Below are 25,280 nucleotides of genomic sequence, written 5' to 3'. Positions count from 1 at the left end.
ACACTATCGCAAGAGAAAAGTCAACACCTTTTTTGAAATTTTTTTATTTTTTTCAAAAAACTGACTTTTGGAACATTTTGGAAGGGATTTGACGGCTCAACCCGGCCGTTGTCACTCTCCCGCCACGTATTTTTTGTCGATGTTGACGACGCATTCATACTTCTCATCCATTTCCTTCATCAGCGCCCCGATCTGCCCGATCACGCGATCACAGTCTTTCTTCTTATAAGAATACGGGATTTCAAGATCAAAAATCAGCTTCTTTTTCTCCGCCCCGTTGATCATACGGAAATCGTGGAAGGAAAGCTCCGGATCGAGAATGGAAATTACGTTTCTTACCTTCTCCTTTGTCGCAAGAACCGTCGCATCGTGGATCTCCACCGGATCCATGTGGATGACCAGCAGAATCCCCAATTTTTTGCCGACCTCATGTTCAATGCGGTCGATAATATCATGCGATACCTCGATATCGACATCTCGCGGCACCTCCGCATGGATCGATGCCATACTTCTGCCAGGCCCGTAGTTGTGGACAATCAGATCATGGGTTCCTACAATTCCTTCATAGGAAGCAACCTCTTTCATGATCCGTGCATACAGATCCGGATCCGCGCCCTGCCCGATCAGCGGTTCCAATGTATCTTTTGCAATGGAAATACCGGACCACATAACGAGTACCGCCACAACAAGTCCTGCGATTGCGTCGATATTAACCGAAAGGAAATGGCAGATCAATATAGAAGCGATCGTTGCGCTCGTCGTGATCACGTCGCCCATGGAATCCGCCGACGTTGCCAGCATCACCTTCGACTGAATGCGGTTTCCCAGTTTTCGGTTGAAAAGCGCCATCCACAGCTTTACACCAACCGAGAGCACCAGAATCAAAAACGGAACCATCTGAAATGTGATCTCTTCCGGATTGCGAATTTTCTCCAGGGAGCTCTTTAAAAACGTAAAGCCGACTTCAATAACCAGAAACGAAACGATCAGCGCTGCAATATACTCGATCCGTCCATGCCCGAACGGATGCTCTTTGTCGGCCGGTTTGTTTGCCATCTTGACACCAACAAAGCTGATGACCGAAGATGCCGCATCGGAAAGGTTATTGAACGCATCCGCCATGATCGCCAGAGAATGCATCCCAACACCGATCAGCAGCTTGGCGGCAAACAGCAATACATTGCAGCAGATTCCTACCATACTGGATAAAATACCATATCTCGTCCGCACATCCGCATTGTCAGTGTTCTCATACTCTTTTACAAAACATCTTACCAGAAAATCTGTCATGGGTTCCCCTTCTTTCCACAATACATTCAGAAACATTAGCTTAGATAAAAAGGGCCTCACGCATCGCCGCGAAGCCCTTATGTTTTTTCTGTCTTTTTCTATAGTAGGCAGTGTTGAAAAAAAAGTCAAGCCTAACATATTTTCGGAGATTCTATCGACAGAGAGAAAAAGCAACGCAGACTGCTTCTTTTCAGCAATTCTGCGCCGCTTTTTCTCTGTTTTTTCAGATTTTATCTCTTTTCAGGCAGATTTGACAATCGAATGAGAGTTTTTCTTTTTCCTGCCTGAAATAGCGTTACCGCCCACCGGTACCCAGCGAGCCGTAACGGAATAGCTACTATTTTACTTTATAAATTTTCGCCATATCCTGCACATACAGCGGATAGAACCGATAGCCCGCAAAATCGCTCCGAAGTGCAACCTCACATGCCATATCCTCGATATACAGGTTTGCCGCATCGTCACAGAGCAGTGTTTCCATTTTTTTGTAAATCTCAACCTGCTCCTCTTCATCCGTGCTGGTCTTAACCTGCTGATACAGTTTATCATACTCTTCGTTGCTGTAGTTGATAAAGTTCTTGGATGATGTTGAGGTAAACCGTTCCAGCAACGCGCGTCCGGTCAGATATGCCGCATCAACGCCGACAACCGTGGACTGGAACTTCCGGTCTGCATATACATCCGACAGCCAGCTGTCCCACTCGACCTGCTGAATTTTGGCAGTAACACCGATCGCTTTAAGCTGCTCTACCAGAACCTGGGCTGTATCGATATGCTGCTGATAATTGTTCGGCACTGTAATCGTAAGCTCAAATCCATCTGGGTATCCGGCTTCTTTTAACAGTTCTTTTGCCTTCTCAATATCCTGATTATATCGCTCTGACAGTTCCGGCACATAATATTTTCCAAATGCCGGGAACATGCTGCTTCCGATGATCGTTCCTTTTCCGTCCGCAATCATATCCAGCACTTCCTGGCGGTTTGCCGCATAGCACAGCGCCTGGCGCACCTTCACATTGTTGAGCGGTTCCACGGCATTGTTCAGATACAGCGCCTGTACCAGGTTCATACCGCCGTCATAAATCGTAAAATCGGAATCTTCGGCAAGCTGCGCTGTCTGTGTGGAACTGAGACGTGCATACATGTCCAGTGTACCGGATTTCAGGTTTGTTACGACTGCATTGCTGTCCTTGACAATTCGAAATGTTACCTTGGCCAGATACGCCTGATTTTCCGTATCCCAGTAATCGCTGAATTTTTCAAGGACAATGTTTTCCTGCGGGGATCGTGATACATAGTGGAACGGGCCTGTTCCGACCGGATCTGCTTCCAGATCTTCCACATGCTCAGGTACAATCGCTACCGTCAGATAGGCAAGAAACTCGGTGTCTGCCTCTTTTAAATAGATGTCGATCGTGCTCTCGTCCGGAATTTCAACCTTGTCCACATTGGAAAATGCCTCTACCAGAGGCGTTCCGTCTCCGTTGATACCCGCACAGCGTTCGATTGAATATTTTACATCCTCTGCAGTGACGGTCGTTCCATCGTGGAATTTGACACCATTCCGGAGCTTGAAGGTATAAACCTTTCCATCCTCCGAGATCGAATGGCTCTCTGCCACCGCATCGTTCAGATTTCCTTCTTCATCGGGCTTTACAAGGCCCTCATAAATATTGAATAGGATTTCTTTCGTTCCTGCCGCAACAGATTTGTGTGGGTCAAGACTATCCTCAATGTCCTGAGGAATTCCTACCGTGATGGAACCTCCCATAACAGGTTCCCCTGTCGGGGTTGATTCCGTTGATACCTGAGAACTTGTGGTATCGGAAGAATCTGCTTTCCCATCCTTGCCATCCTGGCATCCGCCAAGTACAACAGTAAGAGCTGCAACTAAAAGCAGCGCAAGTACGCTTCTTCTTTTCTTCATGATTTCTCCTTTTGATACGAGTTCTCTCATTTTGTAATTGTCACGCCTATTGTATCGGACCTGTTCCCAAATAGCAAGTACATTATTGTATACAATTTATTTTCCGAATTCGAAAATCACGTATATCCGCCCCGCGTATTCCGGATTCTTTCCCTCGGGATGTACCGGAAAAGATAAAAATTTTGCCGCCCGGGAATTTTAACATTCCCGGGCGGCAAACGCTTTTGCTTTTTTTCTTTTATCCTTCAATGGAGATTGTCTTTTTCTGCTCCACAGCCGGTTTTGCTTCCTTCTTCGGTACGAAGAGTTTCAGCAGACCGTGTTTAAATTCAGCCTTGATATCCTCTTCGGTAATATCTTCACCTACATAGAAGCTTCTGCTGCATGCACCTGCGTAACGCTCTTTGCGGATGTAGCGGCCGTTCTCTTTTTCTTTCTCGTCTTTGTCAAGACCTTTCTCTGCACTGATGGTCAGATAACCATTTTCCAGTGTGGCCTGAACTTCATCTTTCGTGAAGCCCGGAAGGTCAACCACTACCTCGTAGCCATTATCCAGCTCGCGAATATCTGTTTTCATCACATGGCTGGCTTTGCGGCCATACAGTTTCTTTTCTGTATTCTTCATCTCTTTGTCATAATCATAGAACGGAAAATCGTTGAAAAAGTCATCAAATAAATTTTCTCCAAAAATACTAGGCATTAACATAAGTCATCGCTCCTTCTTATTCTTCTCATGGAACCTGATCCATGCTTTTTCTCCGGTTTTTCTTTTCACCGGATCTTTTTGTTTACCTGTTTCTTTGGAACGGAAAGGCTTCCGGATACCGGAGGTTTTCTTCTTTTCCTCTCTTTGTATCCCTCTTCCTTTGTTCTAGATGTAATATAACACTTATTATTAGCACTGTCAAGAGGTGAGTGCTAATTATTTTGTGAAGAATTTGTGAACGCTACAAACCATGCAAAATGTTGAAAAAAGACGCCCTGCTAGTTTACTTGCAAAGGCGTCTTTTTTTGCTATTTTATAGGGCGACAGCCCTACAGCGAGGGAATTCTTTCCCGAGCTGTGCATGGCGTAACATTCTCTTTCGCACTCGATTTTCTTGGTTTGACCACATTTTTACGACAAATTCTTGGAAAAATATATTTGTCTGATTTTCTTACTACTCCTCATCTCTTTTATTATTAGATTTCAGGCATACTTGCTAATTTCTTCTATTCAGTCTTCCCCTCTGGGAAAATAATTTTAAACACAAAGAAAAAAATCACCATGGAAACTCCACCTGTAATAATTGTCACAAGCATGTTATAGACTGCCGGGGCCACATATGCAGATGCAACTGGCATCCACAGATTATTAAATCCATTACAAATCAGTGAAATTACCACCCATGCAACAAAATACCAAATTGCCTGATATACAGGATTTCCATGGCTTTTAAAAGTAATATTTCTCTGACGTGGAAAATTGATACACTGTGCAAGAAATGACCCCAATTCATAACTGATAAAATAGCCAAGTCCACCACCGATCAGTATATTTCCCGTTGCATCACGCAATACATTATACCCCAGCAAACTCCATGTAAATTTTACTACAAACAGATTCATGGAAACCTTTGGCCACATAAACTCTGTACCAGCCAGTCCAATTCCCAAAATCCCTGGTAAAAATGTAAATACAAGATACTGGAATACTGTCACGCCCATACTGAATATAACAAAATAGAATATCTGATAAAGCCATTTTGCAATAGCAGAATGTTTCTCTTCAAAACATTTCCATATATTTTTTATATGATTCATCTGCACTTCCCTTCGGCTCCTTTTAATAATTTTTCATATTTCTTATTATTTCTTCTGTTTCTGAAATATCCGCCAACTACTTTTTTTACTCCACGCATAAAGTGTCCATTCACAGCATCGACAATTCCATATACCATTTCCATACTGACTGCCCCGCCGGTCATTTTGGCAATACCTCTAAATGGCATGTTGTAAATAAAAAGAATATTCAGATCCGGCTTTCCCTGTGCCTCACTCTTCTTTTTCATTTTTGTGAGACATCTATATATCAGTCTTGCAAGTCTGCTTTTTGCATAATACATCTGACAGATTGCATCATTGATTTCCAGATTTCCACTCCATCTTCCATTCGGTATCTCATGACCAAGAAGTTCACGAAATTCCTCATCTGATATTTTCTGCACGATTCCTGTATAATAGTAAGGCATTTTGCCGGATTATAAGGATATCCTTTACTGTTTCCTGTTCTCTCGGTCATACCTGTTAAACGAATATCTGCAACACTGGCACCTACCATAATCTGATAAGTTCCTGTTTCTGTTTCCCACTGTCCTGTTTTTATATTCCAATAACGGAATGTCTTATCATCAAAGGGAATTCTGATCTGTCTGCTTTCTCCTGCCTTTAAATAAACTTTTGCAAAACCTTTCAGTTCTTTTTCCGGTCAGAATATCCAATGTTGCAGAAGCGCCTGCCTGTCCATTCAGATAGCCATGCAAAATCGCTTTGCAGCAGGTGTGCCATGGCATTTCTATCGCAGATCCTGCACTCAATATTCCAATAATATTTTCATTCACTTTGCTGATATCCTGCAAAAGATCTATCTGATCCTGCGGAATACGCATATGGGTTCTGTCCAGTCCTTCTGATTCACTGATCTCATCAAGACCAAAGCAGAAAATCACAATATCCGCGTTCATAGATAAATTTAATGCAAACTTTCTATCATTCTCATCTACATCTCCATTTCTCTGATAGCCTCTTGTCATTCCCAGAATATTCAGATCATATTGTTGCAAAATTGATGACATATCTTCTACTTTTGTTGGATTGACCATAGAAGATCCTGCCCCCTGATATCTGGGTGAAAAAGCAAAATCTCCAATAACAGCGATGGATTTTTTTGTATCCAGCGGAAGAATCTGTTTTTCATTTTTCAGAAGAATCATGCTTTCTGCTGCTGCTTTCTTTGCCAGTTGATGATGTGCGTTTCTGTCAAAGTTTTTATTTGAAAGCTTCTTCCCTGATGTCAGCTCCATCACTGCATCCACCAATTCTCCAACTCTTTCATCCAAATCCGCTTCCTTCAGCTTTCCACTTTGGACAGCAGCAATCACTTCTCTTGCAGAATCGTACCCACAGGACGGCATCTCCAGATTTGAGCCGGCAGCAACACCTTTCACATGGTCATTGCTTCCGCCCCAGTCTTTGCGCAGGATGTCTGTCAAAAGATGTTTGTCCTCATTAGCATAAATCCCATTAATCTGGTTGTAACTGCTCATGATTGCTTTTGCGTGTCCTTCTTTAACAGCTATCTCAAAACCGGTCAGATATATTTCTCTTAATGTCCGTTCGTCAACAACTGCGTCCATTGCCATTCTCCGAAGTTCCTGACTATTAACCGCCAGATGCTTCGGGCAGGCATATACGCCTTTACTCTGTATTCCACGAATATATGACGCTGCCATCTTCCCGGAAAGATATGGATTTTCTGAAAAATATTCAAAATTTCTTCCACATAATGGGCTTCTTTTAATATTTAATCCCAGACCAAGCAGGATATTTACATCCATACTTGCTGCTTCCTCTCCAAGAGCCTGTCCGATTTCTTCCCCCAGGTCCTGATTCCAGCTGTTAGCTATTGTCGCTGCTGTGGGAAAACAAGTTGCATTCAAGGATGCATTCAGTCCCAGATGGTCTCCTGCTCCTGCCTGTTTTCTGATTCCATGCGGTTCATCTGAAAGAAAGATGGACGGAATGGAAAGCCGGTCAATTTCTCTGGTCTGCCAGACAGTTTTTCCACTGAGGAACGCTGCCTTTTCTTCTATTGTCATCTTTTCAACCAATTTTTGCTGTTTCATAACTGTTTTCCATCCCACTTTCATCTTTATTCAGCATTCTTTCTTTTCTTATATTCTCTGATTACCAGTACTTCCATTCCTGTCATGAAAAGTGCTATTACAATATCGATACCAATTCCTGCTTTCTTCCAGTTTTCCATACCTGTTTCTTCGTGTTCTCCATCATAAGCCCAGCTGCTTACAACTGTATACATGACATTTTTGCAGGCATTTCTCATCTGAAGTACAGATGTTGGATGCTCCGGATTGGCTACATTGTTCTCTTCTCCGTTGAATGTAGACAGCATTGCATCTTCATGAATTCATCACTATCTATTACTCAACAACAATTAACACACTTTTTCTCTTCTTATATTTCTTCACCAGAACTACTTCCAGAAGAATCAGGATAACAGCTACTGCCACGTCCACACCAACCATGATTTTCATCCACAATGCCAGTGTTAAAGATGTTTCACCAGCATATGCATTACTGTTCACAACAGTATACATAATGTTCTTGCAGGCAGTTCTCATATACTGAACTGTGGATGGGTCAGATGTATCTGTAACAAAGTTTGTTCCTACATCAAATGTAGACAAACAGCAGGAACCGCCAGTTGCGATTACCTGATCTGCATTCATGTTAAATGCACCAGCAAAATAGTCGGTTTCTACAAAGCCTTTGAATCCCCATTCATCACGGAGAAGCGTTGTCTGCAGTTCGTAATTTCCGCCAGCCCACACATTTCCAATGTAGTTAAAGGAAGACATTGTAGCTGTAATATTGCTGTTTTTTACACAGATTTCGAATGGTTTCAAATACAGTTCACGCATTGCCTGTTCATTTGACCAAGTGCAGATCATAATCCAACGGTTTGTCTCCTGCTCGTTCATTGCAAAATGTTTCATATATGCATAAACACCATTCTCAGCAGCACCATTTACAACCTGTGCAGACATAGTTCCTGCAATGATTGGGTCCTCTGACGGGTACTCATATGTACGCCCACCAAATGCACTTCTATGAAGGTTCATAGATGGTGCATACCATCCAGAGCAACCAAGTTCTGTAGCCATTTTTCCCATATCATATCCGTATGTATGAGCTAAATCCTTATTCCATGTGCAGGCGATCATAACATTTGACGGGAATCCTACAGAACCTGCACCTGTAAAGTTATTGCTCACAGCGGATGGTCCATCGCAGTCAACAGTAGCAACTTTTTCAACGCTTTTTGCTTCTGCAGTCTGGAATCCGGCATGGGCGATCATATTCTGCATCTCATCAATTATAAGCTGATCCAGAAGTGTTTCCCAACGCTCATCATCTTAATCTGCACCGCGAAGCTCCGTCAGTTTCATTCCATTATCCGCACCAGTCACAGGCATTTCGGCATCTGGAATTTCCGGCATTTCATAGTTGGAAGTTACAATAAATCCCTCTTTTAAATCCTCCGGCATAGACGTGCTCGCAGGTGCAGCTGTTGTTTCATCATAACTCTTGAAGCCATCTTTACGTGATAAATAGGTAAGATGTCCGTCTGCATAACCGAATTGATTTACAGCAGCAGTCAAGTCTGTCGAACGTGGATTTGCCTCATCATAAACAATATCTTCATCTACTGTATAAGTAACAGAATCGATCACATTATGAGAATCGCTGTTGATACTGATCTCATAATCTCCTGCTTCCAGCACGTAGCATCCATTTTCCAGGTAATCATAAGAAGCCATGTCCTCAGCTGTAAAAGAAATTGTTACCGTCTGTGATTCACCTGGTTTCAATTCATTTGTTTTCTCATATCCAATAAGATTTGCCGTTGATTTCTCAATTCCTCCATTGGTATATGGCGGGTTATAATAAACTTCCACAACATCTTTTCCAGCTATGTCCCCAGTAAGTAATAATATAGGTAAAAACTGACCGCAGGATATACGCACAGAACACAACGACCATTACCGTCCAGAATGTCCTCCACGCATTATCCGGCAGCAGCTTGTACATACACCACCTAGAAATAAACGGAAATGCCAGATCTATTACTGCTATTGCCAGAGCACATACCATATCCAGCAAAAACAGCTTCCTGTGTGGTCTAAAATATGACAGGAATATCTGCATCTCACTTTTGTTTTTAAAATCTTTCTGGTTCATTTCTTATTGCTCCTGATTCTTATTTATTCTCTTATTTTAGTATAAATTCAAGTCGAACGCACGTAAAGATTTGGTACGTGATTCTGGTCAGCATAAGCTATTGAAATGTTTTAAATTTGGTGTTACAATTTGTCACATTAATAGCCACTATCGGAAATGTTCTCAAAATCAAGCCTATTCTCAGAGGAAACAAAGATGGCTATATTGTAACTTATAAAAATGTCCGTGGACGTAAAGCAGCCCTGAATACTCTGATCAATCTGGTTTGTGATAATATTATAAAACCTGAAGAACAGATCATCGATATTGCACATGCCGACGCTTACGAAGATTCTCTTTATATCATGGATAAAATAAGAGAAAAAATCAACATACGTGATTTTATCAACACATCTTACGACTTCTGCACCGGAAGTCATGTCGGTCCTGATACAATTGCCCTTTTCTTTATCGGCAAAGACAGAGAACTGGTCCAGTCATAATTCTTCACACAAAAAGGCCGGGATCCTTTCGGATCCCGGCTATATATGGGGAGAATAAGCAATGGAAGTTAACCTTCAATTGCGATATAACCATCTTTTTCTTCAACGACTTTCGGTGCTTTCTTCGGAACAGAAAGTTTCAGAATGTCATCTTCACATTTCACATGTTTTCTGAATTTCATCCCTCGTCGGCATTACACGCAATGCTCCTTTTCTTGTTGTGATCACAGATGCTGCTGCATTTGCAAAAGTCAACATTTCCTTTAGTTTATTTTCATCTAAACCTTCCATTCCGTGTTCACAAATATAATGTAATACACAACCACAGAATGTATCTCCTGCTCCTGTTGTCTCAATTGTATTTTTCTGAAGGAACGGTTTTACTTCTACCATCGTTCCGTTATAGTATGCACGACTTCCTTCTTTCCCCATAGATACAAGAATCAACTGAATCTGATATCTTTCTCTGATCCAGTTTACCCCGGCAGTATAATCTTCTTCACCTGTCAGCCACTGAATCTCATTATCTGAAATTTTCAGAATATGACAGTGTGCTAATCCATATAATACCTGTTCCTTTGCCTCATCCAAAGAATTCCAAAGAGGTGGACGTAAGTTCGGATCAAAAGAAATAACTGCACCAGACTCTTCTGCAATACGGATTGCTTCTTTTGTTGCTTCACGTACTCCTTCATGTGTCATAGACAATGTTCCGAAATGGAAGATTTTTGTTTCTTTAATAAGTTCTGCCTGAACTTCCGTTTTATTCAACATCATGTCTGCTCCCGGATTTCGATAAAATGAGAAATCTCTGTCTCCATCCGGATAAGTATGCACCATTGCCAGTGTTGTATGGATTTCCTTGTCTGTACATAATCCTTTTGCATCAATCCCTACTTCTGTTATCACATCTCTCAGCTGTTCTCCGAAAAAGTCTTCACCTACTTTTCCGATGAATGCCGTCTTATGTCCTAGTTTCGTCAGCATTGCAAGTACATTGCAGGGTGCGCCTCCTGGATTTGCCTCAAAAAGTGGGTTTCCCTGATTACTTTTTCCATTTTCTGTAAAATCAATTAACAATTCTCCAAGTGCCACTACATCATATTTTTTCATCATATTCTCCATTCTGCCGCAAAAAACGACATTTCTTCTATCATTGATACTATGCTCCTATATGCAAAAGGGATTCCCGTTTCAGGAATCCCCTATCATTATCCATGCATCTTCAATTTCAATATAATTTTTGTCCTAAACCAGATTGTATTTCACTATATCGATTTTAGCTGCACCTTCAGCAAAGAATGAAATTCCTTTTGCCTCTTGTTCTGTAAATATAACAGCAGACATAACCTGCTCACCGTCATTAATAAATATTTCAGCACTGAATCTATCCAAGATCACACGAAGCTTTAATTCATTGGCATCGCCATTTACCAGACACCTTCTCTGATGAACTAATGCTCGTTCGGTTCCTGAAAATTTTCTGTCAATTTTCAGGACAGACTCATCCGGGCGGAAACTTAATTCTGTATAAAACTTCTCATTTTGTGCAAAACGTAATACAAATTTCTTATACACATTTTCTTTATCTTCCGGACGTATCACAAGTTCCATATCTATAGTTCGTCCTTCGATTTTGTCTAATGTGATCGCATCATTATCTATTACTACATCGTTGTACTCAACTCTGTCTTTACGCATTGCATCGAGTTCTTTGATCGGAGTCTGATAAAGTCTTCCGTTTTTGACAGACACTTCTCTCGGCAGACTCATTTGCGCAAACCATTTTGAGTCATTACAACGATGAGCAGTCGTATCCCAGTTCTGCATCCAGGCAATCATAATTCTACGGCCATCCGGTGCAAGCAAAGTCTGCATTGCATAATAATCCATTCCATAATCGACGCTTTGTACTGTCTCTTCTTTTAAGGTATGTGTCTCCGGATCCATCTCTCCGATGATACATAAGGTCCCATTTCCATTATGGAACTCCAGTCCTTCCGGCAACATGTCCTGTGGACTTGTCAGAAGAACATGTTTTCCATCTAATTCGAAAAAGTCCGGACACTCCCACATCTTTCCATAACGTTTTTTATTTTCTGCCAGTACACTGACAAATTCCCATTCAAATCCATCTGCACTTTTATAAAGAAGAATCTGTCCACTTCCATCTGCCGGACGGCTTCCGATCACACAATAGAAGTACCCATCTTTTTCTTTCCAGATCTTTGGATCCCGGAAATCCACTTTACTTGCACCTTCCGGCAAGTCTTTAGCTGTCAGAACCGGATTCTTTTCATATTTCTTATAATTTTTTCCATCTCCAACAGCCACTGCCTGTGTCTGAATATCCCTTGCCGTTCCATCTTCAAGCGTCTCCTGATCTACAGCAGTATAAATCAGCAGCTGTCTGCCGTCGTCCAGTTCTATTGCACTTCCTGAAAAACATCCTATCTTATCATAATCTTCATCCGGTGCCAGAGCTGCCGGAAGATATTCCCAGTGAAGCAGATCTTTACTTACCACATGGCCCCAGTGCATACTGTTCCAATGTGTATCATATGGATTATACTGGTAAAACAAATGATACTCTCCCTGATAGCAGGAAAAACCATTTGGATCATTCATCCATCCAACATATGGACTCACATGAAAAGCCGGTCGATCCTCTGCTTTTATCTGCAGCCCCTGTTCAGCTTCATATTTTCTAGCCTTTTCTAACATCTCACTCATGAAAATTCTCCTGTTGTTTGTATCGTTATTTTTCTTCACTCAACGACTTCTGATACTCATCAAAGTATTTCTGTTTAATTGAAATATAATCAGAAAGTCCATACTGTTCCATTTTCTTCAGATAAAAATCCCACTCTTTTTCAATTCCGCCATTCAGGATCCAGTCTGCTTTCTTCTGTTCTGCATATTTTTTGATATCTGTATCATACTGAGATACTTTATTGGTATCATCAATGCTCATGAATACGTTTGGATAAACATATTTACTGTTCATATCCTGTAAATAAGTTTCATGCATATTGTCCAGACGCCATTTTGCATCCTCTGGCTGTGTTACATAGACGTCATAATATTCATTCAGAACTGCAAGAGGACCATTTACAGATTGTGCTTCACGTACTTCTACCGGAGACTGATCCCCCAGATCCATGTGTTTCAGCATTTCTCCACCATCTTTATTGGTAGACAGTTCAAAAATGTTAAAGGAATCCTTCTCTCCATAAGTTCCCCAGTTATTCTGCGGTGACTGAAGTGGTGCATACATCTGATCGATCCATGCAGCAGCAAGTGCTGTGTTACGGCAGCTGGATGTAAGAACACATCTTCCACGATCATATCCACTTGTTTCACTGTTATTCTGTCTTGTAATGTTCCGCATACCATCTGGTCCTGTCAGAGCCGGCAGCATAACATAATCTTCATTATTATCAATATTGGCGATATCCCATGTAAAGCAGAGACCATAGCGGTGATTCTTTCCTTTGGCGACATAAGTAGACCACTCTTGTGTAAATGCTTCCGGGTCGACCAGATCCTCTGTTACAAGTTTATGTAACCACTCAATTCCTTCTTTGTATCCTTCCTGAACGGTTGTATAAATAACTTTTCCTTCGTCCGTTACAGCGAAATGATCTCCTGTATCTCCATAGCCTTCTCCAAATCCATTGAGCAGAATTGCCGGATCCTGGTCACCATTATTGATGATAAATGACATTGGAATCACAGCACCTTCAATCGAAAATTCTTTTTCAAGCTCATCTGCATGATCACGGAATTGAATCAATACCTGTTCCAGTTCATCTGTTGTTGTCGGAATCTCGAGTCCTAGATAATCCAACCATTTTTTATTAATATACGGAATATCTCCGATTGCCTGAATGGCTTCTTTCCCAGAACCAAGCTGTTCAATCCATGGGAAGGAATAAATATGTCCATCTGGTGCGGTGCACATTGTCCTGTATTCTGGATATTTTTCAAACACTGCCTGTAAATTCGGCATATATTTATCTATCAGATTTTCCAGCGGAATGATAATCCCCTGTTTTGCATAACGCAACAGATCATAATCACTCATTCCGGCATTGAATAATCCATCTGGCAGATTTCCAAATTGTGCAAGCGCCAGATTCTTCTTATCAGAGAACTGATCCGATACAAAACAAGTCCAGTCAATATGAACATTGGTCTGCTCTTCCATTCGCTGAAAAATTACTCGTTCATTCGGATCCTGTGTTGATGTAGCCGGTGCACTTGTAATAAAGGAAAGCTCTGCAGTTTCCTTTAATGGAAACTGCACCTCCGATACAGGTGTACCCGGATCAATTTCAGCCTCAAGCTGCTGCTTTTTTCCACATCCTGCAACTCCCACCATCATCGTCAGGGACAGTACAATTGCAAGCAATGCATTTACTTTTCTTTTCTTCATATCTGTATCGTTCCTTTCTTATTAGCCTTTTACCGATCCGACCATAATTCCTTCATCAAAGTATTTCTGGAAGAATGGGTACATTACTAACAGTGGTAAACTTGATACTACGATCGTTGCATATTTCAGCTGTTCTGCTACTTTTGCCATTTCTGCTGTACTCTGAATATCAGCGATCATTCCAGGCTGTGGTGTATTCTGTACCAGGATGGAACGGAGTACCAGCTGTAATGGCTGAAGATTTGCATCATTCAGATAAATCATTGCATCGAAATAACTGTTCCACATTCCAACAAAAGACCAGAGTGCCAGTACTGCGATGATTGGCTTACATACCGGAAGCATGATTTTAAAGAAATGCTGGATCTCATTTGCACCGTCAATCGCAGATGCTTCTCTTAATTCTGTCGGGATTGACTGATAATAAGTTCTGGCAAGAATCATATTCCATACATTAAATGCTCCTGGAATCAGGATTGCCCACACTGTATTAACCATGTGCAGCTGATTGATCAGGATAAATGTAGGAATCATTCCACCACCAAAGAACATTGTGATCAGGAAAATAACATTGAAAAAGTCTCTTCCTACAAATTCCTTCTTTGACAGTGGATACGCAGCCAGTAATGTCACAAAAACAGAAATTACTGCAAATGCAAGTGAATACAGGAAGGAATTCAAAAATCCACGCCAGATCATTTCGTTCTCTAATACTCTTCGATATGCGTCTAATGTCCAGTCCTTGGTGTTAAAACTCAATCCCTGGTTATTCAAAACAGTAGGATCCATAAAGGATGCGAGTACTACATAAATAATCGGTATCGCTATAGAAAGGACGAATAAACCAAGAATAGTAAATCCGATTCCAAGGATTACTTTGTCTGTCCTTGAATATTTTCTCTTTTTTTTCTCCATCTCTTCTCCCTCTTTTCTATAATCCTTCTCCATCATTCAGTTTCTTAACAACCCAGTTCACAAAGATCAGCAAGATAACATTTACAACTGAATTGAAAAGACCTACCGCTGTCGAATATCCATAGTCTCCATTCAGAAGTCCAATACGGTATACATATGTAGACAGGATTTCTGATGCCGGAAGGTTCATATCTGTCTGTAAAGCATAAGCTTTTTCGAAACCAATACTCATGATATTTCCAGCCTGCAAAATAAACTGAATTACAATGATATTCTTAATTGCCGGCAATTCTACATACCAGATCTGCTGCAGAAGATTCGCTCCATCCATGAGGGCTGCTTCTTCCAGCTCCTTGCTGGCATTCGCCAGTGCTGCTGTGTACATGATAGATGCCCATCCTGCGGTCTGCCAGATTCCACTTGCAATGTAAATTGTCCGGAATGCAGAAGGCATTGTCATCCAGTTTGTACTGATTCCTAATACTTTATTCAGTGGGCCTACAGGAGATAAAAGCATACGAACCATACCACAAAGCACGATGACTGAAATAAAGTTTGGCATATAGATCAAAAGCTGCACTTTCTTCTTAATTCCGGTCTTACGAATACGATTCAGAAGCAATGCAAGAATGATTGGAACCGGAAATCCCCACAGTAATCCATAGATACTCAATTTCAACGTATTCATCAGATAGTTCATAAAATCTGGTGAAGATAAGAATCGTCTGAAATACTCAAGCCCTACCCAGGGACTACCAAGAACTCCTTTTATTACATTGTAATCTTCAAAAGCAATCAGAAGACCTCCCATCGGGAGATACTTAAAAATAATTGTCAGTAAAAGTCCCGGCATCAGGAAAAAAAGATATAACTGCCAGTTTTTCTTCACATAAGTCATCTTTTCTCTCCACGTTCGCTTGCTTACGGACTTTGCTTGATTTTGCATTCTTTTCATGCACTTCTTCCTCCATTCCATTGATTTTATGAGAACCGGTTACGTAACCGGTTATTTTATGATTTGATATTACTATATCCATTTCTTTCTGTCAACACTTTTGTATACTAAAATAACCGGTTACGTAATCAGTTATTTTATCGTTGCGTTTTTCCATCAAAATTGCTATACTGAAAAATATTATTAACCGTCAGCCATCATATTGAAGGAGATTCAACTTTTATGAGTAAAAAGAAACAGGTAACTTTTGCAGATATTGCGGAATACACCAATTTTTCAAAAACTACAATATCAAGATACTTCAATCATCCTGATTCTCTTACCTTGGAAAACCAGGAAAAGATTTCACAAGCTCTTGACACACTTGGATATAAAAAGAATAAGCTGGCAAAAGTTCTGGCAAATGGAAAAAGTGAATTTATTGGAATCATTGTTCCGAATCTTTACCTGCACTATTATTCTGAGATGCTGACACAATTCCTTTCCAGCTACCGTGATTATCATTATAAGTTTCTTGTTTTCGTCAGCGAACATGGCGCAGAAGAAGAACAACAGTATATTGAAGAACTTCTGTCTTATCAGATTGAAGGACTGATTGTTTTAAGTCACACTCTTCCATCTGAGAAACTCGCTTCCTACCAGATTCCTGTCATCGCAATTGAACGCGAAGCAGAACATATCAGCAGCGTCAATACTGACAACTATATGGGAGCACTTCAGGCTACTTCTCTGTTGATTCGAGATAAATGTGATATATTAATTCACATAAATGTCAATGTGAATAAATCCGCCCCGGCTTATGACCGAATCTGGGCCTTTCAGGCAACTTGTGAAGAATATCATGTGCCATATGATATAGATTTGAGTGTAAAAGGTGCTTCTTATCATGAGCTTTTGGATGTAATCCGAGAGATTTTCAATAAGATAGAATCAAAATACCCCGATCAAAAAAAAGGTATCTTTCTTGCGAACGATACCTATGCTAATATGTTTCTTAATTTAATTTTCCAAAAATACGGGACATTTCCTTCCACTTACGAGATTGTTGGATTTGACAATTCTCCGATTGCCAGCGAGGCAATCCTTCCGATCACAACCATCGGACAGCAGATCGATGTGATTGCAAAAACTGCCATGGATCTTCTGGTCCAGCAGATGGAGGAACAGAAAAAGCGTGTTCCCAAACCATTGGGTGAACCCATCCATAAACAGATTACACCTATATTAATTCGCCGCAATACAACAGAATAATTTATTTCTCATGTAAAAAGGCCGGGATCCTTTCCGATCCCGGCTATATATGGGGGGAGAATAAGCAATGGAAGTTAACCTTCGATTGCGATGTAACCATCTTTTTCTTCAACGGCTTTCGGTGCTTTCTTCGGAACAGAAAGTTTCAGAATACCGTCTTCATATTTCGCATGGATATCTTCTTCACTGACTGCATCACCAACATAGAAGCTTCTGCTTAAAGTACCAGCATAACGTTCACGTCTGATGTAGTTGCCCTTCTTATCCTGTTCATCTTTATCAAGACCTTTGGCTGCTGACAGTGTCAGATAACCATCCTTCAGCTGAACCTTAATCTCGTCTTTCTTAAATCCCGGAAGATCCACATCCAGTTCATAACTGCCATCAGTTTCACGGATATCCGTTTTCACCATGTTCTGCGCATGTTTACCATAAAGCGGATTCTTCTTGCCCCAGAACTCATCTTTAAACGGGAAGTCCATCCAGTCATCATCAAATAAGTTTTCTCCAAAAATACTAGGCATCAACATAAGTCATCGCTCCTTTTCATGACAAACAAATCTATTTTTAAGTCTTTCGACTGTTACTTACTAATCTATTTTAAGGATACCGCCCGAAGCCTCCGGGCAGTATCACGAGTCTTTAACGATCATACATTACCTGACGGAAATGAATCAACTTCTCAATCATTCAATGGTGATATATTTCGGATCGTTGGAAACCGGTTTTGCTTCTTTCTTCGGAACAAACAGTTTCAGGATACCGTGTTTGTACTCGCCCTTGATGTCTTCCTGTGTAACATCTTCACCTACATAGAAGCTTCTCTCGCAGGCTCCTGCGTAACGTTCACGTCTGATGTAACGTCCTGTCTTCTTGTCATCCTCTTCCTCATCAAGGCCTTTAGCTACACTGACTGTCAGATAACCATCTTTCAGTGCTACCTTAACTTCATCTTTCTTGAATCCAGGAACATCAATTACAAGTTCATAACCTTCCTTGGTTTCTTTAATATCGGTCTTCAGAAGATTCTGTGTTCTGTGTCCGTACAGCTTCTTCTCTGCTTTCTTCTCATCTTTATCATCGTAATAGAACGGTGTAAAGAAATCATCAAATAAGTTTTCTCCAAAAATACTAGGCATTAACATAAGTCATCTCTCCCTTTTCTTTTATGATCTATCTTGAAATAAGTTTTAAGTTCTGAACTCGGTTGGTATGAAGGATATTCAAAAGATTTTCTTTCAATCTTTTTATCTCATATCCCTCTTCCTTTGTTCTAGTTGTAATAGAACACTTATTATTAGCACTGTCAAGAGGCGAGTGCCAATTATTCTGTGAAAAATTTGTGAAGCCTTGATTTTACGGGCTTCACAGGGATTTTTCACTTGCTTTCGCACTCTATTTTCTTGATTTGACCACATTTTTACGACAAATCTTTGGAAAAATATATTCGTCTAATTTTCTTACCACATTTTACGACAACGACTTATGGTTTATACCACAGCAGGTACGGTTTCCGGCAGATTCATTTTAGACATCTCATTTTCCACGTGAGACTTCTTTAATTTTCTTTGTCAGGTCTTTCCGAACAATCTTACCGTCAAAGTTCTGACGGAGCTTGTTCTTTATTTCTTCATGGGTACTTTCACCCTCTGCAAATTGCTCCATCTTTCTCTCCTCCTGCGGCATTAACTAAAAAAATCAAACTCGTCCACCGCAAAGGCGATGTCAATCTGGAATGGCTCCCGCTGTGGCATCTGTAATCCCTGTTCATCTGCAATTACCAGATAATAAGTAGCTGTATTGCTGTATTTTAGAGATTTTAGATTAAACTGACAACGGAAAGTTCTTTCTGCACCGTTATCACTGGTCTTATCTGCAATAATCTTCTGAATATCACTAATCTGCTTGCCGTCCTCATCTGTAAAGTAAACCTGATGGTCACTAATCTCTGTCATTAGCTTTGTCAGAATTACTTCGTTAATACACGGAAAGCACTCTGTTCCTACCAAATCTTCTACTGTCAGCTTTTCAAAACGCTGATACAGACGAGCTTCATCCTCAACATAACGTGCCACATCATATAATTGCGGAATGTTGTCACTATGAAGCCATTCAGAAATAAAACCGTCCAGTCCGGCAAGATATTCCTGCCGCATGGTACGGGTCGCCGCGGTTAAAAGCAGATGAATTGCCAACCGCCCAAGATCTGGTTCTTCCTCCACAAATCCGCATCCCTGACGAACCATCGCCCAAAATGCTGCGTCTGCATGATATTTTACAAAATCCTGATAAACCGTATTATTATTCAAATCCAGTCCCGCCTGGAACACACTACGGAGAATCATATTAGGCTGTGCATCTTTCAATCCACAGATTGCCGCCATGACAGCCATGTGTAACTGTGCCGGTGTTTCCGGAACTTTATTCTGCGTGCTAACTTTCAAACGACAGTCTTTCGCATTGAAATAAGCACGATAATTCTTAACCTGTTTCCTCATTGCTGGATTTGATATAAGTCCCATCTCATCCATCCAGATAGAAATCAGATCCGCCCGAAACTCTTCGCTGTAAAGCTCCACATCCAGAAGCCAGTTATCATCAGGGCGGTTATAGACACACGGACTGTAAACCAGATAATTTGTGCTCAAATCATCTACTGAAAGCAGTTTTTTACAGAAAACGCATTATTTCCAGTCAGTGCAATCACCTTTGCATTTTCTAAAACCACTTCATCCAATTTATCCTCAAATTCCTTATCTTCATCGTACCAGAAAATGATACGACGCTGATAAAACTCAGGAAGAGGTGCAGCAAATCTGCGATTTAAATCTTGTATTATTTTATCTGTATCCATGCTGTCCTCCTACCTTATAATTTTCCAATTTGCTTTTCGTTTTGTTCCGCCCTGTACCAATCTACCTTTTTCCTGTAAAGAAGCGAACATTCGAGAAATCGTTCTTTTCGATATACCCATTTTTTCTGCATAATAGGCCTGTGTTGCAGACGGATTCTTCTCTATAATCTGCAACAATTTTTCTATCTGCGTCTGTTCCTTATTAAGCGGCACTTCAGCGATATTAGTGCCATCATCAACGCCACATTTAACGCCATTAGCGCCATTTTTAGTGCCATTGGCGTTAATCATGGCGTTATTGGTAGCAACCTGATCTCGATAAATATTAATACGCAAATCAACTTCGCCACCAATAAACTCCAGCTCCCGCAATCCGGCAGCTTTTACTTTATCAATAATTCTCGGAATGCCGCTTCCCCAATGCTCAATCAGGTTCATATAGGCAAACGCATGGGCAAGGGCTTCATTTCTGATTTTGGAATAGCCTTCTTTCATACGCTCCATCGTTTGTCCCATTGGCAGCTTTCCTGGAGAAGTAATTTCCAATCGGTTGTCATATACCGCTACCTGTATCGTACCATGATCCAGATAACTACGATGTACCATAGCATTTATAATCAACTCACGAATGGCATCCGGTGGAATCTCATAAACATCCTGGCGATAAATTCCCACAATTGTAGCACCCAGATGAATATTTCTCAGGTTCTTCGCCATAGCCATCGGAACGGATTCTTTTACTCCATCCCGGATAGCTGTTTCCACCCTTTCCTGAAAAGCATCTTCCTTTTCTCTGGTTTCCAGATACGGATCTGCTTCATTCCTGTACTCTCTGGAAAAATAATCGTTTAAAGCAACTACAACTGCTCTGGTGTACGATTTATATTTTTCCCTGTCCATCGTCCGCAAATATTCCCATGCCTGCCTGTCCTGTTCATCACAAAGGTTCAAACGGATATTGGTATTGATGATTTTCCGTTCTTTTCTCATACAAGCATCCCTCCGTTTCTCTGGATCTTCCTTACGGTCATTGCTTCATAACCTTTCGCTGTGGCACAGATGTCCCGTACAATCGTCATTCGGTTCTTGTCATATTCTCCGAAGTTCTGGATCATACAACCGCCACCGCCCACTACATACAGACGCATCAGTTCTGGATTGTATTCCCGTTCCCTCAGCTTATGAAAGATTTCTTTCGTATAATCTCCGGCAGTTTTACGAATCACTGTCAGATATTTCTCACCAATATCTGCTGTACCGGTACGGATCACCTGCTCAATCACTAGATCGTCCACTACTGTTCCCAGTTCTTTCAGCAGGGATTCCCTTACAGCAAGCACACACTGATGTGTTCCATATTTCTCTGTAAAGCATTTCTTCTCTAATGGACGGGAATTGTTGATATACATGATGTTCATAGTTCCGTTTCCAATATCCACAAGCATGTTGATTCCTTTGAAATCCTGTAAGCGGTAAAAGGCTGCTGTAAATCCCTGTGGGTAAATATCAGCACCTGCAAACTCCACATGATACTCTTTATTACGGAATGTAAAATCTACACATTCATTCTGGAGAAGATATTTCTGAAAGTCTTCTTTCTGTGTAGCTACCCAGGTAAGGGGAAGTCCGGCAGCGATATGTACCGTTGCCCGGTTCATACATTTCCCATCCAGTTCCCTTGCGATAGCCGCCAGTGTCAGCACATAATAGTCCTCTGCTCAATGTTGCCAGTCCTTGCATATTGTAATTCCAGTCATCTGGCAAACTTAACATCAGCGATAATAGACCTTTCGCTTTCAATGTCAGATTCTTATTCTTGAAATGATGATTACTCATTACCGTAAAATTCTTAGTTCTCTCTACACGAAAAATCTGTGCCATGCTCCCATCCTCCTTTCCAGTTCAAAAGAAAAAGACGCAAGCCATATCTTATGACTCACGCCTTACTTCGCTCACAATATTCTATTTTTATCAGTTACCTGCCAGATTAGTTACTGGCAATCCTTATACATAAATCAATTCTTTCAGGATAATCTCTTCTGCAATCGCTCTGTGCTGATTGGCAGCTCTTACCCATGCCATCTGATCTTTCTCCTTATCCGGCAGTGGTTCTTTTTCTTCCAACTGTTTCAGAATCACTTCTTCCCGTTCCCTGGCTGCCTTGTCTACTTCCAGAAGATGCTCTCCAATGGTGTTCTGCAGAAGCATCACCTGATGTAGTCTTATCAAAGTTGCTGTTCAGATGATATTCAGAAATATATGGCTCACCCAGTTCTGCAGATGCCGGCGCTTTTGTAGCCTCTTCATAATTTGCAAAATGATCTGCTCGTGAAAGATATGTCACATCGCCTTTTGCATTTTCAAATACATTTGATGCTGCAATATCATCTGATGCTCTTTTATTTTCTCCCTTATATACTACATCATCACCTGCAGTATAAGTTTTCTGATCCAGCACAGTGTGTGAATCGCTGTTGATTGAAATCACATAATCCCCTTTTTCAAGAACATATGCTTTTGCATTATTCTCATCATAAGAAGCCATATCTTCTATACTGAATGTAACTGTAACAGTCTGAGTTTCTCCCGGCTGAAGCAGATCTGTTTTTGAAAACTCGATCAGATTTGCAGAAGATTTCTCGATTCCGCCATTTGTATATGGCGGTTTATAATACACTTCTACTACATCTTTTCCGGCAACATCTCCGGTGTTGGTTACTTCTACATCTACAGAAATCTGTCCGTCTTTCTCCTCCAGTTCACCCATTTTCTGTTCAAATTCCGTATAACTCAACCCATATCCAAATGGATACTGTACAGTCTTATCGTAATCAATCGAACCTTCCTGTGCAGCTGTTTCATAATACTTGTATCCTACATAAATGCCTTCCACATAATTTGTAAATGCCGGAGCATACACCTGAGCGGTTCCTGCGTTCATTCCTTCAACGGCCATATCTGCCAGATTTGTATACTCCGTTTTTTCTGCATTATTCCACCACGGTGCAGTCGTCATATCATAAATGAATGTATCCGGTGTTTTTCCGGAAGGATTGACTTCACCTGAAAATACTTTACCGAGTGCATTAAATCCCACATTTCCCGTTCCTGGGCACCATACAACAGATTTAATCTGAGGATATTCATCTACGAAACCAAGTTCAAACTGATTTGCTCCATTATAAATTACGATCACATTGTCAAAGTTTGAGCAAACCATATCCACCATATATGTCTATTTTGCCATTACATCAAATATCTCCTTAAATGCTTCTTACTCCACTTCCTCCAGTTCTGTTCCTTCTGGAAGAATATATCCGCAGTTATCACATACTCCGTCCTCTGCAAGTATCCCGTCTTTCACAAAGGCTTCAATGCCTCCCGGTTCATGACAGCGTGGACAATCTAATTCCTGTATCCTTTTCTGATTTCTTACATCCTGGCAATTGGAAAATTCAATTTTACCCATAGTGATTCCTCCATTTTCATTCCATATCAATTTGTCTTCGTAAAAAAGTTCCTACTATACGGGAAAAATTGCTGATATTACGAATATAGGCAAAGTCTTTTCCATAGATTCTCTTTTCCACGGAGAGCTCTTCTTCATTCCCTGCAAAAATACCAATTACGAAAATTCCCTGATTTCTGGCCCGACGTACCTCATATGCAGTATCTTTCACAGCTTTTTCTCCGTCATAGATCTTGGGCTGGCGGGTTCCTGGTCGTTGTATGCTCATATCACAGGGTTTTCCATCACTTAATACGATTAAAATCTTATTTTTTTCCGGTCGCTCCATGAGAGAGGAACCGACTGTTTTCAGTGCAAGCCCATCTCTGTTATTGGCATATGCACGAAATTGAAAGATTCTTTCATTTGTTTCCCTTGGATCTTCATAATCCCGAAATCTCTGAAGTACTGTATATCCCCAGAAAGCACAGTATCCTGTCACCCGATGAGGAATTCCTGCCTGGCTTAATGCTTCACTGATAATATATCCCTGCGCCGCTACCTGATCCTGTCTGTCAGCCTGGGAACCACTGGAATCAATCAGGACGTCTATTACAAACTCAGAATCTTCTGCTCTCTTTTTTCTATTAAATAACTTGTCATCGTCTGTTCTTCCAATTTTCCATAATCTCTCAGGAACAAGCTGTCCTGCATCAGATCTGCTGACAAAATCATCCTTTCGGATTATAAAGGCCCGTTTCAGTGACTCTGCCAACACAGAAATATTTCTTTTAATGATCCAGTGATTATTTCCATAATAGGCTTTATTTTTTTCAAACTGAAGCTGAGAAAAACGGTATTGATTATTTTTAATCACAGGGCTCTGTAATATTCCATCTGTAAGATACAGGTTACAGTTTTTATGGATTCCTGTACAAAATTTCCGGTTGACTCTGGCCTGCTCCGATTCACTTAGATACGATTTTCCGTAATTCAGTTCCACATATTCCCGTATCCGTCGCACTGCCTGTGGATTTATATTCTCCGAGCTTTCCGGAACTTCTTCATTTTCCGGAGAGAAATAAAATCTTTTTTTCTTTTTGTTTCTGATATCCAGACTCATCATCTTTTTTTTGAGATTAGAAAGATATTTTTGAATGATGTCTTCCATCTGTTCATCCGTCATGCATTCCTGCCACGCGTCATTGGCTAATGCCATATCCGGTAAATTCAGAATCTTCTCCAGATTTCCATTCCTTTTTTCAAAAGAGGGATCCAGAACATGATTATAAATCTCATCTATCACGTTTATGACATCTTCCGTATTTTCCGCATCCTTCAGAGAAAGAATCTTGTACAATGCAATCTCTGCCTGTGGATCCATTCCCTCATCGTCTGTGTTCTCCAGAACATGCCTTATATACAGAAGCCTAATCCTGTGAATCAGGTCTGTTCCAGCTTTGTCTGATACCTGCTCTTTCTCGGCCTTTTCCAATTCTCTGAACGCCTGTTCTCTGATTTCCTTTGTTCCCAAACGTTCTCGAATGATAAAACGCTCCACAGCAGCATCCATGCATAATCCAGCAAGAGGCAAAAGTATATCTTCTCCAGCAGAAAAATGTAATTTTTTCATCAAATACATGCCAAGTTTCTTCTGATCAAAATATCGTGCAAAGGCACCCTGCTTCACTGCCTCATA

At 40.8% G+C, this 25,280-nt stretch carries 21 protein-coding genes and 6 pseudogenes; 2 read left to right on the top strand and 25 right to left on the bottom strand.

Annotated elements, in window-relative coordinates; translation table 11 throughout:
* Window positions 1-111: 111 nt before the first annotated feature.
* From DXB83_RS04130 to DXB83_RS04090, 9 genes and pseudogenes are all read right to left on the bottom strand, one after another.
* Window positions 112-1,290 (bottom strand): cation diffusion facilitator family transporter, encoded by a 1,179-nt coding sequence (locus DXB83_RS04130; RefSeq protein WP_117510056.1) that lies wholly within the window; start codon window positions 1,288-1,290, stop codon window positions 112-114.
* 337 nt (window positions 1,291-1,627) lie between these two features.
* The gene (locus tag DXB83_RS04120; protein WP_118697284.1) at window positions 1,628-3,217 is read right to left on the bottom strand and encodes an ABC transporter substrate-binding protein; all 1,590 of its coding nucleotides are present in this window, start codon (window positions 3,215-3,217) and stop codon (window positions 1,628-1,630) included.
* A gap of 238 nt (window positions 3,218-3,455) precedes the next feature.
* On the bottom strand, window positions 3,456-3,923 hold the full coding sequence (locus tag DXB83_RS04115; protein WP_117801853.1) for an Hsp20/alpha crystallin family protein: 468 nt from the start codon (window positions 3,921-3,923) through the stop codon (window positions 3,456-3,458).
* A gap of 506 nt (window positions 3,924-4,429) precedes the next feature.
* The gene (locus tag DXB83_RS04110; RefSeq protein ID WP_118697283.1) at window positions 4,430-5,020 is read right to left on the bottom strand and encodes a hypothetical protein; all 591 of its coding nucleotides are present in this window, start codon (window positions 5,018-5,020) and stop codon (window positions 4,430-4,432) included.
* Window positions 5,017-7,101, bottom strand: a pseudogene (locus DXB83_RS04105) (beta-glucosidase). The gene DXB83_RS04110 and the pseudogene DXB83_RS04105 overlap by 4 nt, the downstream one beginning before the upstream one ends.
* 26 nt (window positions 7,102-7,127) lie before the next feature.
* A complete protein-coding gene (locus DXB83_RS04100; protein WP_243108851.1) occupies window positions 7,128-7,388 on the bottom strand; it encodes a hypothetical protein in 261 nt (86 codons plus the stop codon).
* Between the two features lie 28 nt (window positions 7,389-7,416).
* Window positions 7,417-8,355, bottom strand: coding sequence for a glycoside hydrolase family 3 N-terminal domain-containing protein (locus DXB83_RS16825; RefSeq protein WP_243108849.1), 939 nt, complete (start codon window positions 8,353-8,355; stop codon window positions 7,417-7,419).
* A 57-nt stretch (window positions 8,356-8,412) separates the two neighbouring features.
* Window positions 8,413-8,955, bottom strand: a complete 543-nt coding sequence (locus tag DXB83_RS16820; RefSeq protein ID WP_243108846.1) for a fibronectin type III-like domain-contianing protein — start codon at window positions 8,953-8,955, stop codon at window positions 8,413-8,415.
* The gene (locus tag DXB83_RS04090) at window positions 8,939-9,238 is read right to left on the bottom strand and encodes a hypothetical protein (protein WP_243105425.1); all 300 of its coding nucleotides are present in this window, start codon (window positions 9,236-9,238) and stop codon (window positions 8,939-8,941) included. The genes DXB83_RS16820 and DXB83_RS04090 overlap by 17 nt, the downstream gene beginning before the upstream one ends.
* 119 nt (window positions 9,239-9,357) lie before the next feature.
* Between DXB83_RS04090 and DXB83_RS04085 the strand changes: the two genes are divergently transcribed.
* On the top strand, window positions 9,358-9,720 hold the full coding sequence (locus tag DXB83_RS04085; RefSeq protein ID WP_243105430.1) for a DegV family protein: 363 nt from the start codon (window positions 9,358-9,360) through the stop codon (window positions 9,718-9,720).
* Between the two features lie 153 nt (window positions 9,721-9,873).
* Here the strand turns inward: DXB83_RS04085 and DXB83_RS04075 are convergent, their stop codons facing one another.
* The 5 genes from DXB83_RS04075 to DXB83_RS04055 form a co-directional block, all read right to left on the bottom strand.
* Entirely contained in the window at window positions 9,874-10,833 is a 960-nt protein-coding gene (locus tag DXB83_RS04075; protein WP_118697282.1) for a carbohydrate kinase family protein, read from the bottom strand.
* A 135-nt stretch (window positions 10,834-10,968) separates the two neighbouring features.
* A complete protein-coding gene (locus tag DXB83_RS04070) occupies window positions 10,969-12,453 on the bottom strand; it encodes a glycoside hydrolase family 32 protein (protein ID WP_118697281.1) in 1,485 nt (494 codons plus the stop codon).
* A gap of 25 nt (window positions 12,454-12,478) precedes the next feature.
* On the bottom strand, window positions 12,479-14,158 hold the full coding sequence (locus DXB83_RS04065) for an ABC transporter substrate-binding protein (RefSeq protein WP_118697280.1): 1,680 nt from the start codon (window positions 14,156-14,158) through the stop codon (window positions 12,479-12,481).
* Between the two features lie 21 nt (window positions 14,159-14,179).
* Window positions 14,180-15,073, bottom strand: a complete 894-nt coding sequence (locus tag DXB83_RS04060) for a carbohydrate ABC transporter permease (protein ID WP_118697337.1) — start codon at window positions 15,071-15,073, stop codon at window positions 14,180-14,182.
* 16 nt (window positions 15,074-15,089) lie between these two features.
* The gene (locus tag DXB83_RS04055) at window positions 15,090-16,028 is read right to left on the bottom strand and encodes an ABC transporter permease (RefSeq protein ID WP_118697279.1); all 939 of its coding nucleotides are present in this window, start codon (window positions 16,026-16,028) and stop codon (window positions 15,090-15,092) included.
* Window positions 16,029-16,250: 222 nt separating this feature from the next.
* On the opposite strand from DXB83_RS04055, the gene DXB83_RS04050 reads away from it, so the two are divergent.
* Window positions 16,251-17,279: a LacI family DNA-binding transcriptional regulator gene (locus tag DXB83_RS04050; RefSeq protein ID WP_118697278.1), complete on the top strand. Its 1,029-nt coding sequence runs from the start codon at window positions 16,251-16,253 to the stop codon at window positions 17,277-17,279.
* A gap of 74 nt (window positions 17,280-17,353) precedes the next feature.
* Here the strand turns inward: DXB83_RS04050 and DXB83_RS04045 are convergent, their stop codons facing one another.
* The 11 genes and pseudogenes from DXB83_RS04045 to DXB83_RS16805 form a co-directional block, all read right to left on the bottom strand.
* Window positions 17,354-17,809 carry an Hsp20/alpha crystallin family protein gene (locus tag DXB83_RS04045; RefSeq protein ID WP_118697277.1) on the bottom strand — a complete coding sequence of 152 codons (456 nt, stop codon included), beginning with the start codon at window positions 17,807-17,809 and terminating at the stop codon, window positions 17,354-17,356.
* Between the two features lie 156 nt (window positions 17,810-17,965).
* Window positions 17,966-18,424, bottom strand: coding sequence for an Hsp20/alpha crystallin family protein (locus tag DXB83_RS04040; RefSeq protein ID WP_118697276.1), 459 nt, complete (start codon window positions 18,422-18,424; stop codon window positions 17,966-17,968).
* Between the two features lie 391 nt (window positions 18,425-18,815).
* Complete coding sequence (locus DXB83_RS17005) at window positions 18,816-18,944, bottom strand: hypothetical protein (protein ID WP_274422184.1); 129 nt, start codon at window positions 18,942-18,944, stop codon at window positions 18,816-18,818.
* Window positions 18,945-18,964: 20 nt separating this feature from the next.
* Window positions 18,965-20,133 (bottom strand): annotated as a pseudogene (locus DXB83_RS04035) (hypothetical protein).
* A gap of 9 nt (window positions 20,134-20,142) precedes the next feature.
* Window positions 20,143-20,844, bottom strand: a pseudogene (locus DXB83_RS04030) (ATP-binding protein); the annotation flags it as partial.
* Between the two features lie 275 nt (window positions 20,845-21,119).
* Window positions 21,120-21,836 (bottom strand): ParM/StbA family protein, encoded by a 717-nt coding sequence (locus tag DXB83_RS04025; protein WP_243108842.1) that lies wholly within the window; start codon window positions 21,834-21,836, stop codon window positions 21,120-21,122.
* A gap of 10 nt (window positions 21,837-21,846) precedes the next feature.
* Window positions 21,847-22,014: pseudogene (locus DXB83_RS16810) on the bottom strand (helix-turn-helix domain-containing protein); the annotation flags it as partial.
* Between the two features lie 123 nt (window positions 22,015-22,137).
* A pseudogene (locus DXB83_RS04015) lies at window positions 22,138-22,350 on the bottom strand (TnpV protein); the annotation flags it as partial.
* A pseudogene (locus DXB83_RS04010) lies at window positions 22,349-23,362 on the bottom strand (fibronectin type III-like domain-contianing protein); the annotation flags it as partial. The pseudogenes DXB83_RS04010 and DXB83_RS04015, both read right to left, overlap by 2 nt.
* Before the next feature lie 45 nt (window positions 23,363-23,407).
* Complete coding sequence (locus tag DXB83_RS04005) at window positions 23,408-23,602, bottom strand: hypothetical protein (protein WP_055226254.1); 195 nt, start codon at window positions 23,600-23,602, stop codon at window positions 23,408-23,410.
* A gap of 16 nt (window positions 23,603-23,618) precedes the next feature.
* Window positions 23,619-24,752 (bottom strand): cobaltochelatase CobT-related protein, encoded by a 1,134-nt coding sequence (locus tag DXB83_RS16805; RefSeq protein ID WP_243108840.1) that lies wholly within the window; start codon window positions 24,750-24,752, stop codon window positions 23,619-23,621.
* Between the last annotated feature and the right edge of the window lie 528 nt (window positions 24,753-25,280).

Origin of the sequence: Blautia sp. OM06-15AC (assembly GCF_003481425.1) — a bacterium.
In the GTDB taxonomy this organism is placed as follows: Bacteria; Bacillota; Clostridia; order Lachnospirales; family Lachnospiraceae; genus Fusicatenibacter; species Fusicatenibacter saccharivorans.
This window is presented reverse-complemented; position numbering and strand designations above follow the sequence as displayed.

Coding starts and splice junctions, on each gene's coding strand:
- DXB83_RS17005 (WP_274422184.1), bottom strand. CDS start 18,944: ATGGAGCAATTTGCAGAGGGTGAAAGTACCCATGAAGAAATAAAGAAC.
- DXB83_RS04040 (WP_118697276.1), bottom strand. CDS start 18,424: ATGTTAATGCCTAGTATTTTTGGAGAAAACTTATTTGATGATTTCTTT.
- DXB83_RS04065 (WP_118697280.1), bottom strand. CDS start 14,158: ATGAAGAAAAGAAAAGTAAATGCATTGCTTGCAATTGTACTGTCCCTG.
- DXB83_RS16825 (WP_243108849.1), bottom strand. CDS start 8,355: ATGATCGCCCATGCCGGATTCCAGACTGCAGAAGCAAAAAGCGTTGAA.
- DXB83_RS16805 (WP_243108840.1), bottom strand. CDS start 24,752: ATGGAAGACATCATTCAAAAATATCTTTCTAATCTCAAAAAAAAGATG.
- DXB83_RS04100 (WP_243108851.1), bottom strand. CDS start 7,388: ATGCTGTCTACATTCAACGGAGAAGAGAACAATGTAGCCAATCCGGAG.
- DXB83_RS04070 (WP_118697281.1), bottom strand. CDS start 12,453: ATGAGTGAGATGTTAGAAAAGGCTAGAAAATATGAAGCTGAACAGGGG.
- DXB83_RS04075 (WP_118697282.1), bottom strand. CDS start 10,833: ATGAAAAAATATGATGTAGTGGCACTTGGAGAATTGTTAATTGATTTT.
- DXB83_RS04090 (WP_243105425.1), bottom strand. CDS start 9,238: ATGAACCAGAAAGATTTTAAAAACAAAAGTGAGATGCAGATATTCCTG.
- DXB83_RS04060 (WP_118697337.1), bottom strand. CDS start 15,073: ATGGAGAAAAAAAAGAGAAAATATTCAAGGACAGACAAAGTAATCCTT.
- DXB83_RS04005 (WP_055226254.1), bottom strand. CDS start 23,602: ATGGGTAAAATTGAATTTTCCAATTGCCAGGATGTAAGAAATCAGAAA.
- DXB83_RS04055 (WP_118697279.1), bottom strand. CDS start 16,028: ATGAAAAGAATGCAAAATCAAGCAAAGTCCGTAAGCAAGCGAACGTGG.
- DXB83_RS04115 (WP_117801853.1), bottom strand. CDS start 3,923: ATGTTAATGCCTAGTATTTTTGGAGAAAATTTATTTGATGACTTTTTC.
- DXB83_RS04050 (WP_118697278.1), top strand. CDS start 16,251: ATGAGTAAAAAGAAACAGGTAACTTTTGCAGATATTGCGGAATACACC.
- DXB83_RS04110 (WP_118697283.1), bottom strand. CDS start 5,020: ATGAATCATATAAAAAATATATGGAAATGTTTTGAAGAGAAACATTCT.
- DXB83_RS04130 (WP_117510056.1), bottom strand. CDS start 1,290: ATGACAGATTTTCTGGTAAGATGTTTTGTAAAAGAGTATGAGAACACT.
- DXB83_RS04120 (WP_118697284.1), bottom strand. CDS start 3,217: ATGAAGAAAAGAAGAAGCGTACTTGCGCTGCTTTTAGTTGCAGCTCTT.
- DXB83_RS04045 (WP_118697277.1), bottom strand. CDS start 17,809: ATGTTGATGCCTAGTATTTTTGGAGAAAACTTATTTGATGATGACTGG.